The sequence below is a fragment of the Lachnobacterium bovis genome (assembly GCF_900111325.1).
Lineage (GTDB): Bacteria > Bacillota > Clostridia > Lachnospirales > Lachnospiraceae > Roseburia > Roseburia bovis_A.
This window is the reverse complement of the sequence record NZ_FOGW01000017.1, coordinates 28,898-40,741: the sequence shown is the minus strand read 5'-3', so window position 1 is coordinate 40,741 and position 11,844 is coordinate 28,898. Positions and strand designations below refer to the sequence as shown.

Sequence of the window (11,844 nt, the reverse complement as noted above, 5' to 3'; positions counted from 1 at the left end):
AAAATATTATATTTTATTTTAACACAAAAATCAATATAAAGCATTCTTTAGATTTTATAAAAATTTTATGTATTTTTTCAGCACTACACTTTTATCTTCTATATCTTTCTCGTACTTAAATCCAAGGGATTTAGCGAAACTAATTGACGGCTCATTTTCTAAGTCAACATAACAAACTAATTCTTTTATTCCAAATTCTTCCTTTGCAACTTCAAATAGTTTCATACAAACCTCTGTCGCAATTCCTTTTCTTTGAAAATCCGGATGGATTGCATATCCTATTTCTATATTATGTTCTTTTCCCCTATCTTTATATTCTATACCAACTCTTCCTATCAACTTATCAGTATCTTTATCAATTACAATCCACATTCCATACCCATAAAAAGGATAAACCGTTTTGATATATGTCTTTTGATACTCTAATTCTTCTTCTCTGTCAAATAAAGGCTCTATATAATCGCAAAAAGATGGCTGTTGGTACATTTCATAAAATTCATCGAATCTATCTAAATCCATCTCTTTTACAATACATCTTTTTGTTTCAAAAATTTCAATTGGAATTCCATAAAAACGTTTATAAACATCTTCTATATCTTCAAATACAACACCCGTAAAATCGCTATAAAATACGTCTGCACTAAATAAATTTTCATCTGCACACATACATGTTTCACACGCTATACAAGGAATTTCATTTTCTTGACACACCGCCAATGTTTCTGCTTTTGTCACAAAAGCTAATGCATCTTTTTGACTATTAATATCTTTTATAATTTTATTAAGTTCAATATTATTATATGTGTCTTTATTTATTTCTAATACTTCCATGTTATGTTTTTTTAATTCTATATCTCTTAACCTTATAAAGTTCTCTTCATCAGGCTGTTCTTTGCTGAATAAAATTATTTTTTTTAATTTTCTTTCCATATAATTCTTGTGGTTTTAACCTTCCTCGCTTTTATTTATATTTTTATATTTATTTTTCTTTACGTTTTACTTCTTTTCCGTTACAATTATGCATGTACTTTTAGCAGATAGTATGATATATTTTATTATTTTTTAAACTTTATATCATTCTATACATTTATAATATTATCGAAAGAAGGAATTTATAATGACACAAAATCCAATCGTTACATTTGTAATGGAAAACGGCGACGTTATGAAAGCTGAATTATATCCAGAAGTTGCTCCAAATACTGTAAACAACTTTATCAGCTTAGCAAACCATGGTTTTTATGATGGTTTAATTTTCCACCGCGTAATTGAAAACTTTATGATTCAAGGTGGCGATCCAGACGGAACTGGTATGGGCGGCCCTGCTTATAGCATTCGTGGTGAATTTGCTCAAAACGGTTTTCCAAACTCATTAGCTCACACAGCTGGTGTTTTATCAATGGCTCGTTCTATGATGCCTAATTCTGCAGGTAGCCAATTCTTTATCATGCACAAAGACGCTCCTCACCTTGATGGTGCATATGCTGCGTTTGGTAAAATTATCGAAGGTTTAGATGTTGTTGATAAAATTGCAACAACTAAAACTGATTTTTCTGATCGTCCATTAGAAGATCAAGTTATGAAATCTGTTTCTGTTGAATGTTTTGGTGTTGAATATCCAGAACCAGAAACTATTTAATTAGTTTATTATATTATATCGCCCCCCAAAGGCTATTTTTTGATACATCTTGATATCAAAATAATTAACTAACCTTTGGAGGGCTTTAATTTTTTAATATTCAACTTTTTATTTTCTTAAATCTTAGCAGTTAATAATATTCTAATCTTATTACTGCCTCAATTTCATCATCGCCTCTGCTTGTATCTGCATTGACTTCTATTATTCTAGATGAATTTGAACTATATCTTAATTTAGAAATAAATTTTACAAATTTTGTCCTATTAGCTTCCACACTAATGGTTACATCCTTGCATATTTTGCCTATTTTTTTCTCTTTGTTGTAATAAATCATTTTAGGGCAATCGATTTTAACTTCGTCAATAGAAACCTCTGCTTCTTTTTCAATTTTAATTATATCAGATAAAATTTGCGTATCTGATGTAATATTTTTAAAGCCTTGTGCTTCTAACAGACTCTGATTGCCAACTATATTTCCTTCATATTCCTTTTCTAATCGTCCTACACCATGATTCTCTAGTCGATTATCTAGTGTGTTTAAGTCCCTTGCGATTGTAGCTTCACTATCTAATTCCCCTTGCAGATAGTCTAGTCTACATCTCATCTGTACAATATTATAACTCAATTTCCTCTTTTCTCCCCCATATAAATTAATACTCACCATTGATGAAACTATTACCATAGAAACACCACATATATAATACCAAACTTTAAAAGATTTTTGAATATTTTTTTTACTTTTTGAACAATCTTTTTTTATAATTCTTCTCATATATTAAAGTGTCCCTTCTATGCTTAAAAACCAATTATTGCTCTTACTATCTTTTACTAACTGTCTTACTTTTATTTGCTTTATTTTTCCTCCTTCAATATTTTTTACAATTTTTAATGCATCTTCTTGCGAGCTCGTTTGAATTATCGCCACAACATTTTTTGTTGTAACATCTAATTTGATTATTTTATCGGTGTTTTTTATATTTTTTTCAAATTCCGTTTGTATTTCTTTCCATTCAGCATTTTTTACATTATCTGCTAAAATTCTTTCCTTATAACTTGCTTTTAAATCAGATAATTTATTTTTATATTTTATTTTTTCCACTGTTGGAATACCAATAACACATATTGCAAAAACTACACATGCCGTCAAAAACATTTTTGCAAATCTATTTGAATTTAAAATTATACCTGTTTTATTATCATTATGTTTTTCTACCTTTCGATATTGTTCTATTAACTTATCTTCTTCAACATAAATTGTTCCTTCATCTAGCATTTTAACTTCTGTTTCTAAAAAGCGTTGCAAAAAAAGTTCTAGACCAGACATATGACTAGCAATTCCTGTCACATATACCACTTTTTTTCTTCTCGTCATAATATCTGTTTTTAAGACATTATCTTTAATTTCTTCGAATAAAAAATGTAGCCTTCTAACTACTGAATCTTTATATTCTTCTTCGTATTCTCCGTCCGTTCCATGATTAAAACAATCACGTTTTTCCATCTTGGCAATAATTTCACTTACTTCATCTTCTTCAAAAACTTTATTTTTTATTAGCGAATTAATTGCTTCATTAGCACCATACATTATAACCTTTTTATTAATTATTCTTCCACGTTTCACATCAAAAAATACTGTTTTTGACATTCCAATATCTACGATTGTTATATTTTTATATTTTCGCGCAAAAGAATCATCATACACATTTTCAACCACGTTTAATCCTGTAAACTCCATACCTAATAAATCGGAAGTTTTCTTAGCTCCATCCATAATTTTTTTAGGTACAGCTGTTAATATGTATGTTTTTTCTTTTAATCTTCTTTCTTTAAATGTCTGTTTTTCATTTTGTTCATCAATAAAAACATAAAATATTTTTTTATTGATTGGAAATTCCGATAATATTTGATCTTTAACTTTTTTATTTCTTACTTTTAGGGAACTTTGAATTTTTTCTCTTTTTGCTATTATCTTTGTTGAATGCACAAGCATACCAACAGTTTTATAACCTAGCTCATTAAGATCTGCTATTGTTAATTTTTTATTTTGGGATATAACTTCTTTTATTGATTTGTCATATATTTTTGCAGTAATATCTTTTCTTATAATTTCTAATTTATTTTCAAAAAGGTCTATAAATTTTTGGGCATCACAAATGTTTCCATCATAAACAACATCTTTGGGTGTATCAAACATCATAAATGCATCTATTATGGATTTTCTTTTCTTTATTGTAACAAAATATATTTTTGCAATCTGATTCCCAATTTCAAAGCACAACATTTTCTTTTTCATAACACCGCACTCCCTAAATTGCTAGATAATAATAGCATTTATTTTCCTTAAAATAACTGAACACGTTCACTCATTAAAGTTTTGTCGCTAGAATAACTTATAGCACTTTCTCCATTTATTATCCCCTTCATATATAAATCATAGATTGAATCATCCATAAGACGCATTCCATCTTTTTTACTTTCTTGCATTATATTTATTATTTGATTAGTTTTTCCAATTTTAATTAATTTAGAAATCTCCATATTGTTTAACATAACCTCAAACGCCACTTCTCGGCCTTTTGAATTTTTTATTGGTAGTAACTGTTGTGCAACAACACCCTTAATTACACTAGCTAACATAACTCTTATTTGTTGCTGCTGGTGTACTGGATAAACCTCAATAAGTCTATCTATTGCATCCACGACATTATTATTATGTAATGTTGAGAATACCAATCTACCATTTTCAGCTGCAGCAATCGCCGACGATATTGTTTCTAAATCTCTCATTTCACCAACAAATATTACATCTGGATCTTGTCGTAATGCCGCCTTAATTGCTCTAGAATAACAACTAGTATCTACTCCAATTTCTCTTTGTAATACTATTGATTTTCCATGCTGATGCAAATATTCTATTGGATCTTCTATTGTGATTATATTTTTTATAGAATTTTGTGCTATTTCTCTTAATAATGCTGCTATTGTTGTTGATTTTCCACTTCCAGAAGGTCCGGTAACCAAAATTAATCCTTTTTTTACTTTACATAAGTCTATTACCGATTCCGGAATATTTAAACTTCTTGCGTCAGGAATAACGAATGGTAAAATACGCATAGACATCGCAAACGTTCCTCTTTGTCTAAAAACATTCACTCTCACACGACCTAATCCGGAAACAGAATATGCAAAATCTAATTCTCCATTTTCTTCTAGTTCATGTAACTGTTTTTCCTTTAGCATTCCATTTAAAATGCCCTCTATATCGTATGGTTTTAAAAAATATTTTTCTAATGGAATCATATCACCATCTACTCTAATCATAACATTACTTGATGGTGCTAAATGAATATCAGAAGCGTCATTATCTTTTGCTTCGTTTAGAATTTGTAATAATAATTCGATGCTACTTTCTCCCATTTTTCTCCCCCATTAGTTAAAATATTTAGGGGAAAAATAGAATATCCCCCTAAATTAATTATAATTGTTTTGCATAATTCTTTCAACTATATAGAATTTTTTTTGTTGATTTTTCACAAGATTATTTTTCTTCTTCCCAACTAATCATCGTAAGCCCCTTTGCTGGTGCCGTTGGTCCTGCATAGCTTCTATCTTTATGTTCAATTATATCTTTTATTTCATCTGGTTGAATATCACCTGAACCGACTTTTATAAGTGTTCCAGCTATAATTCTAACCATGTTATATAAAAAGCCATTACCTGTGACTCTTATAGTTATAATATCATCTATTTTTATTACTTCACAGGCATAGACTGTTCTAACTGTAGTCTTGACCTGCGCATTTGCTGCACAAAAACTTTTGAAATCATGTTCACCTTCTAGGTGTTTTGCTGCTTCTTTCATTTTTTCTACATCTAAATCATAATAATAAAAATGTGTATCTAATCGTCTAGTTGGATCTGGAAATTTTCTATTTAAAATTCGATATTCATATACTTTTTTACTTTTTACAAATCTTGGGTGAAAATCATCAGCCACTTTAGACGAATCTATTACAACGATATCCTCTGGTAATCTTTGATTTAATGCGAAGCATATTTTTTCTGCTGGCATTCGCGTATCAACGTCAAAAATACACACATTTCCCAATGAATGAACTCCAGAATCAGTTCTACTTGCTCCAATTACATTTATTGATGTTTTAAATAAATGCGATAAGGCCTCATTTAATTTTTCTTCTATTGTTACACCATTTGGTTGTACTTGCCATCCTTTATAATTTGTTCCATCATATGCTACTACTAATTTTACTCTCATATTTCTTTCCTTAATTACATTTGTATACTATTGTGGATAAGGAATCACAATTCCTGCAGCAACTACAATTACAAGAAACGAAATAATTATTACATATGCTATCTTATCTCTTTTTTCATAATGTAGTGGTTTCATTTTAGATCTACCTTCAGTAGCAGTGTAACATCTTGCTTCCATAGCCATTGCTAATTCATCAGCTCTTCTAAATGCAGAAACCATTAGTGGAACAAGCAATGGTATCATATTTTTAGCTCTTTTTATGATATTTCCACTCTCAAAATCAGCGCCTCTTGCCATTTGTGCTTTCATAATCTTATCTGTTTCTTCTACCAAGATAGGTATAAATCTAAGTGCAATTGACATCATCATTGCAATTGCATGAACTGGTACATGAATTTTTGATAACGGAGATAATGATTTTTCTAATCCATCTGTAAGCTGGTTAGGTGTAGTAGTCAAACTCATAAGTGATGTTCCAATTATAAGATATATTAATCTTACTGTCATAACGACTGCATTTGTTATTCCTACATCCGTAATTTTTAAAATTCCATAATGCCAAAATGTCACTTTACCTGGTGTTAAAAACAAGTTAAAAATTGTCGTAACAAGCAAAAGCATAACAATAGTTTTTAATCCTTTTGTTATGTACAAAAATGGAATCTTAGATAACTTAACTGCTGTTGCCAAAAAAAATGTGATTACTATTAACCCTACTATTCCTTTACACGAAAATAAAGCTATTATATAAATAAGTGTTGCAAACAACTTTACCCTTGGATCTAATTTATGTATTATTGAATCCATAGGATAATATTGTCCTATTGTAATATCTCTAATCATTTTATATCTCCCCTAAAGCCTTTAAAATACTTATTTTTGCTTCTTCTACTGTGGTTGCATCTACATCAACATCTAAATTACGTTCTCTTAATTCATGCATTAAATAAGTCACTTGTGGTGCTGCTAGGCCCATTTTTTCAAGTTCTCTATAGTATTTAAAGACTTCTCGTGGTTTACCATCAAGCATAATTTGACCCTTGTCCATAACGATTATTCTATTAACATAATTAGCAACATCTTCCATACTATGTGAAACTAAAATAATTGTCATATTTAATTCTTGTTGCATCTTCTTTAAGAGATCAAATATCTCGTCTCTACCTGCTGGATCAAGACCCGCTGTAGGTTCATCTAATATCAAAACTTTAGGCTTCATAGCTAAAACACCAGCTATCGCAACCCTTCTTTTTTGACCACCAGATAATTCAAATGGAGAGGAATAAAATAACTCCTCTGGAAAACCGACATTATAAAGTGCCTCAAAAGCTCTTAATTCAACCGTTTTTTTATCAAGGCCCTGATTTTTAGGTCCAAAACAAACATCATCAAATACTGTTGTTTCAAATAATTGATGTTCTGGATATTGAAAAACTAAGCCGACATTTCCTCTTAATTTTTTCATATCATAATCATCATCGTAAATATCTTCTCCGTCAACATAAATATGACCTGATGTAGCCTTAATTAATCCGTTTAAATGTTGAGTTAATGTTGATTTTCCTGAGCCTGTATGACCTATTATTCCTATAAATTCATTATCATCAATTTTTAAACTAATATCCTTTAATGCCATAATCTCATATGAAGTACCCTGTCCATATAAATAGCTAACTTTATCTAAAATTATTGACATAATATCCTCTTTCTTTTCTTACCTTTCTACTGTTGGGAAACTTTTAATAACGCATTTATTAATTCTTCTCGTGTCAAAATACCATCTGGAATATCTAAACCACTCTTTTTTAATTCATGCGCTAAAAGTGTAATCTGTGGTACGTCTAATCTGTGTTTTTTTAATTCTTCCACTTGTGAAAAAATTTCTCTAGGCACACCTTTCATTATTACTTTTCCACTTTCCATCACGTAAACAAAATCTGCATTAATTACTTCTTCCATATAATGAGTTATTAAAATTACAGTTATATTTTTCTTTTTGTTTAGTTCTGTAATTGCTTCTATTACCTCTTTTCTACCATTTGGATCAAGCATCGCAGTAGGTTCATCTAAAATAATACATTTAGGCTCCATAGCAACAACTCCAGCTATAGCTACTCTTTGCTTTTGTCCTCCTGATAGTTTATTAGGCGAATGATGTCTATACGCTGTCATTCCAACTGTTTTTAAGCTCTTTTCAACTCTTTTCCAAATTTCTTCCGTTTGTACTCCTAAGTTTTCAGGGCCAAATCCTACATCTTCCTCAACGACACTTGCAATAATCTGGTTATCTGGATTCTGAAAAACCATACCTGCTTGCTTTCTTATTTCTAAAGTTTTTGTTGGATCTAATACATCTTTTCCATCTACAATTAATGTTCCTGATGTTGGACTAAGTAAAGCATTAATATGTTTTGCAAATGTTGATTTGCCCGAACCATTATGCCCTAAAATTGCAACAAAATCGCCTTCTTTTACTTCTATGCTCACATCATCTAGAGCCTTTGTAATCCCTGATACATTATTATCTTCATCACGTTTTATATATTCGTGAACTAAGTTTATTGCCTTTATTATATTCATATTAATCATCCCATTTTAATCTGTGAAGTTCACCTTCTAATTTCATATGATCAAATTCATTTTGACGTAACGCTTCATATAAAACAATTGCCACTGAATTTGACAAATTAAGCGATCTAGTTTCTCCAATCATAGGAATTCTAACAGAAGTATCTTTATTTTCTTTTAAAATTTCTTCTGGTATTCCTGCACTTTCCTTACCAAACATTATAAAACAATCTGATTCATACTTAACATCTGCATATGTTTTTTTTGCTTTTGTTGTAGCATAGTAAATTTTTGCATTAGGATTTTTTTCACAAAAATCTTCCCAATTAACATAAGTTCTAACATCTAAATCTTTCCAGTAATCCATTCCTGCTCTTTTTAAATGTTTCTCATCTAACGAAAAACCTAGTGGCTCTATTAAATGTAATTTTGTTCCTGTAGCCACACAAGTTCTTCCGATATTTCCTGTATTTGCTGGTATTTCTGGTTCATATAATACAATATTTAATTCTGCCATTTTATTACTTCCTATCTAACACTTTTATATATTTAAATCAAAAAATTCTTTTCAAAATGCCAAAACCCATTGTAAAATCAATGGGCTTTAGGTATCTAGATTAGAACTATTATTTATTATTCTTTTCTCTTAATTCTGTTACGAATTCCTCAAGTCTATCTAATGCAACTTTTAAATCGTCTAATGAATACGCATATGAAACTCTTAAGTATCCTTCACCAGAATCACCAAATGCTGTTCCTGGTACTACTGCAACCTTTTTATTTTTCAAAAATTCAGTTGCAAATTCTTCAGATGTCATATTGAACTCTTTTATACAAGGGAATGCATAAAACGCTCCTAATGGTTCGAAACAATCTAATTTCATTTCTTTGAAACGATGCATCAAATAACGTCTTCTACCGTTATATTCTTCTCTCATCATTTCAATATCTTTGTCACCGTTTTTCATTGCCTCAACAGCTGCATATTGGCTTGTTGTAGGAGCACACATGATTGCGAACTGATGAATCTTTAACATCTGATCTAATATTACTTTTGGACCACATGCATAACCTAATCTCCATCCTGTCATTGCAAATGCCTTTGAAAAACCATTAATTACAATAGTTCTTTCTTTCATTCCAGGTATAGAAGCAATTGAAACATGAGATTTTCCTTCAGTATATGTTAACTCTGAATAAATTTCATCACTTAACACAAATAAGTCATGTTCAATAACTACCTTAGCAATTGCCTCTAAATCTTCTTTATCCATGATTGCACCTGTTGGATTATTAGGGAAAGGCAATACCAATAATTTTGTTTTATCTGTAATTGAATCCTCTAGCTGTTTAGCTGTTAATCTAAATTGATCTTTAGCTGTCAACTCAATTGGTACTGGTTTACCATTTGCTAATACACAACATGGTACATATGATACATAACTTGGCTGTGGAATTAATACTTCATCGCCTGGATCAAGCATAGCTCTCATTGCTATATCAATAGCCTCACTTCCACCTACAGTTATCATAATTTCATTCTTGTAATCATATGAAAGATTATATTTTCTGTCTAAAAATTTAATTATTTCTATCTTTAATTCTTTTAAACCTGAATTTGAAGTATAAAAAGTTTTACCTTTTTCAAGTGAATAAATACCTTCATCTCTAATATGCCATGGTGTATCAAAATCTGGCTCACCAACACCTAATGAAATAGCATCATCCATTTCACTAACGATGTCGAAAAATTTTCTAATTCCTGAAGGTTGAATAGTTGTTATTGTTTTTGATAATGGGTTTCTCATTAGAACATCATAATCCTTTCATCTTTTGTTGGAGCAGTCATTACAGTTCCATGATCTTTATATTTTTTCAAAATAAAGTTAGTCTTTGTACTTAATACTGTATCAAGTGCTGATAATTTTTCAGATACAAATTTTGAAACTTCTCTTAAAGTTTTTCCTTCAAGAGTTACCATTAAATCAAATCCACCAGAAATAAGATAAACTGAATTAACCTCTGGATAGTTGTAGATTCTTTCTGCTACTTTATCAAATCCCATACCTCTTTGTGGAGTTACTCTAACTTCGATTAAAGCTGAAACTTTTTCAATACCAGCTTTATCCCAATCAATAAGTGTGTGATATCCACAAATAATATGTTCTTTTTCCATTGCTTCAAGCTCATTTACAACAGCTGAAACATCTACGCCTAACACTATTGCAAGTTCATTTAAATCTATTCTACTATTTTTTTCAATAAAAGTTAAAATTTTTTCACGCATAATTCCACTTTCTCCCTTTCTTGTAAGAAATATTTTAATATACTAAAACTTTTCTAATTTCATCTGTCTGTGGAGTTTCTAGAAATCTTCTTTCATCTCCAATTAAAAGTACTCTATCTTTTGAATCGGTCGTTCTTCCAACAACTTCTGCATTTTTACCGATTCTTTTTATTGCTTCAACTACTTGACTTCCATTTTTAGCAATAATTAAAGCACTTCCCATAGATGATAATTTGTATGGATTAATTTTGAAAAATTCACAAATTTCAATTGTCTCTTGTTTAATCGGAATTTTTCTACTATCAATTTCTAATCCCACATTAGCTCCTTCGGCTAATTCCCAAAGTGCTCCTAAGATACCACCTTCTGAGATATCATGGATTGTTACTGCACCGTTTTCATAAGCTATCTTTGCTTCTTCTTCAATCGATAAATATTCTTCAAATACATCAACTCGATCTAAAAAAGGTTCTGCAAATCTTGTTAATAATTGTTCTTTTTCATTGTCAACTAATGCCAATGTTCCGTCCATGCCAATCCAATTTGTTACTATTACATCCATATTTGCGATTACATCTTTATTGGATATAAATTTATCCTTTTTTGCCAGGCCTACTCCAGTTACAGTCACTATTGGTACACAAACTGCTCTAGTACATTCAGTATGACCACCTATAACTTGAGCTCCTAGCTTGCCCGCGACTGCATCTATTTGTTTTATTATAGTTCTAACATTTTGCTCATTAAAACTTGTAGGTACAAGTAAACTTACTAAAATTGCAACTGGTCTTGCACCTTTAGCTCTTACATTATTAAAGGCCCTATATACTGCTCTTTCTCCAAGCTTATTTTCATCAATCGGCATTGTTATAGGATTAACTGAAAAAACAACCTCTTCGTCTTCTCCTACTTTCATCCTAGAACAATCCTCTCCTACAGCTGAAGAAAGTATCACATTTTCATTATTACTATTTAATTGTTTTAAAATTGTTCTCTTTAAAATAGCCTCTGATACTTTTCCTGCTTTCATAGACCCTTCCTTTTCTTTTTGTTAAAATCATATGATACTATTAT

Annotated in this window: 13 protein-coding genes; 1 reads left to right on the top strand and 12 read right to left on the bottom strand. The window is 30.3% G+C overall.

The genetic code is table 11. The features are described from left to right. Nucleotides 1-54: 54 nt before the first annotated feature. Complete coding sequence (locus BMY79_RS08285; protein ID WP_074730741.1) at nt 55-930, bottom strand: GNAT family N-acetyltransferase; 876 nt, start codon at nt 928-930, stop codon at nt 55-57. Nucleotides 931-1,117: 187 nt separating this feature from the next. Between BMY79_RS08285 and BMY79_RS08280 the strand changes: the two genes are divergently transcribed. Then, nucleotides 1,118-1,639: a peptidylprolyl isomerase gene (locus BMY79_RS08280; protein ID WP_027422507.1), complete on the top strand. Its 522-nt coding sequence runs from the start codon at nt 1,118-1,120 to the stop codon at nt 1,637-1,639. Nucleotides 1,640-1,769: 130 nt separating this feature from the next. On the opposite strand, the gene BMY79_RS08275 is transcribed toward BMY79_RS08280, so the two are convergent. From BMY79_RS08275 to BMY79_RS08225, 11 genes are all read right to left on the bottom strand, one after another. After that, nucleotides 1,770-2,411, bottom strand: coding sequence for a hypothetical protein (locus tag BMY79_RS08275; RefSeq protein WP_022749030.1), 642 nt, complete (start codon nt 2,409-2,411; stop codon nt 1,770-1,772). Nucleotides 2,412-2,414: 3 nt separating this feature from the next. Continuing rightward, nucleotides 2,415-3,932 carry a hypothetical protein gene (locus tag BMY79_RS08270; RefSeq protein ID WP_027422509.1) on the bottom strand — a complete coding sequence of 506 codons (1,518 nt, stop codon included), beginning with the start codon at nt 3,930-3,932 and terminating at the stop codon, nt 2,415-2,417. Between the two features lie 47 nt (nt 3,933-3,979). After that, nucleotides 3,980-5,056, bottom strand: a complete 1,077-nt coding sequence (locus tag BMY79_RS08265) for a type IV pilus twitching motility protein PilT (protein ID WP_034229648.1) — start codon at nt 5,054-5,056, stop codon at nt 3,980-3,982. A gap of 121 nt (nt 5,057-5,177) precedes the next feature. Next, complete coding sequence (gene truA / locus BMY79_RS08260) at nt 5,178-5,915, bottom strand: tRNA pseudouridine(38-40) synthase TruA (RefSeq protein ID WP_027422511.1); 738 nt, start codon at nt 5,913-5,915, stop codon at nt 5,178-5,180. A 27-nt stretch (nt 5,916-5,942) separates the two neighbouring features. Beyond that, complete coding sequence (locus tag BMY79_RS08255) at nt 5,943-6,758, bottom strand: energy-coupling factor transporter transmembrane component T family protein (RefSeq protein WP_027422512.1); 816 nt, start codon at nt 6,756-6,758, stop codon at nt 5,943-5,945. Between the two features lies 1 nt (nt 6,759). After that, complete coding sequence (locus BMY79_RS08250; RefSeq protein ID WP_022749026.1) at nt 6,760-7,611, bottom strand: energy-coupling factor transporter ATPase; 852 nt, start codon at nt 7,609-7,611, stop codon at nt 6,760-6,762. Nucleotides 7,612-7,637: 26 nt separating this feature from the next. Further along, complete coding sequence (locus BMY79_RS08245; protein ID WP_029066880.1) at nt 7,638-8,495, bottom strand: energy-coupling factor transporter ATPase; 858 nt, start codon at nt 8,493-8,495, stop codon at nt 7,638-7,640. Between the two features lies 1 nt (nt 8,496). Continuing rightward, on the bottom strand, nt 8,497-9,000 hold the full coding sequence (gene trmL / locus BMY79_RS08240) for a tRNA (uridine(34)/cytosine(34)/5-carboxymethylaminomethyluridine(34)-2'-O)-methyltransferase TrmL (RefSeq protein ID WP_022749024.1): 504 nt from the start codon (nt 8,998-9,000) through the stop codon (nt 8,497-8,499). A 109-nt stretch (nt 9,001-9,109) separates the two neighbouring features. Next, nucleotides 9,110-10,291 (bottom strand): aminotransferase class I/II-fold pyridoxal phosphate-dependent enzyme, encoded by a 1,182-nt coding sequence (locus BMY79_RS08235; RefSeq protein ID WP_022749022.1) that lies wholly within the window; start codon nt 10,289-10,291, stop codon nt 9,110-9,112. Continuing rightward, complete coding sequence (locus tag BMY79_RS08230; RefSeq protein WP_022749021.1) at nt 10,291-10,770, bottom strand: Lrp/AsnC family transcriptional regulator; 480 nt, start codon at nt 10,768-10,770, stop codon at nt 10,291-10,293. The genes BMY79_RS08235 and BMY79_RS08230 overlap by 1 nt, the downstream gene beginning before the upstream one ends. Nucleotides 10,771-10,804: 34 nt before the next feature. After that, nucleotides 10,805-11,800: an AIR synthase-related protein gene (locus BMY79_RS08225; RefSeq protein ID WP_074730740.1), complete on the bottom strand. Its 996-nt coding sequence runs from the start codon at nt 11,798-11,800 to the stop codon at nt 10,805-10,807. Between the last annotated feature and the right edge of the window lie 44 nt (nt 11,801-11,844).

Coding starts and splice junctions, on each gene's coding strand:
- BMY79_RS08255 (WP_027422512.1), bottom strand. CDS start 6,758: ATGATTAGAGATATTACAATAGGACAATATTATCCTATGGATTCAATA.
- BMY79_RS08245 (WP_029066880.1), bottom strand. CDS start 8,495: ATGAATATAATAAAGGCAATAAACTTAGTTCACGAATATATAAAACGT.
- BMY79_RS08230 (WP_022749021.1), bottom strand. CDS start 10,770: ATGCGTGAAAAAATTTTAACTTTTATTGAAAAAAATAGTAGAATAGAT.
- trmL (WP_022749024.1), bottom strand. CDS start 9,000: ATGGCAGAATTAAATATTGTATTATATGAACCAGAAATACCAGCAAAT.
- BMY79_RS08250 (WP_022749026.1), bottom strand. CDS start 7,611: ATGTCAATAATTTTAGATAAAGTTAGCTATTTATATGGACAGGGTACT.
- BMY79_RS08285 (WP_074730741.1), bottom strand. CDS start 930: ATGGAAAGAAAATTAAAAAAAATAATTTTATTCAGCAAAGAACAGCCT.
- BMY79_RS08275 (WP_022749030.1), bottom strand. CDS start 2,411: ATGAGAAGAATTATAAAAAAAGATTGTTCAAAAAGTAAAAAAAATATT.
- BMY79_RS08280 (WP_027422507.1), top strand. CDS start 1,118: ATGACACAAAATCCAATCGTTACATTTGTAATGGAAAACGGCGACGTT.
- BMY79_RS08265 (WP_034229648.1), bottom strand. CDS start 5,056: ATGGGAGAAAGTAGCATCGAATTATTATTACAAATTCTAAACGAAGCA.
- BMY79_RS08270 (WP_027422509.1), bottom strand. CDS start 3,932: ATGAAAAAGAAAATGTTGTGCTTTGAAATTGGGAATCAGATTGCAAAA.
- truA (WP_027422511.1), bottom strand. CDS start 5,915: ATGAGAGTAAAATTAGTAGTAGCATATGATGGAACAAATTATAAAGGA.
- BMY79_RS08235 (WP_022749022.1), bottom strand. CDS start 10,291: ATGAGAAACCCATTATCAAAAACAATAACAACTATTCAACCTTCAGGA.
- BMY79_RS08225 (WP_074730740.1), bottom strand. CDS start 11,800: ATGAAAGCAGGAAAAGTATCAGAGGCTATTTTAAAGAGAACAATTTTA.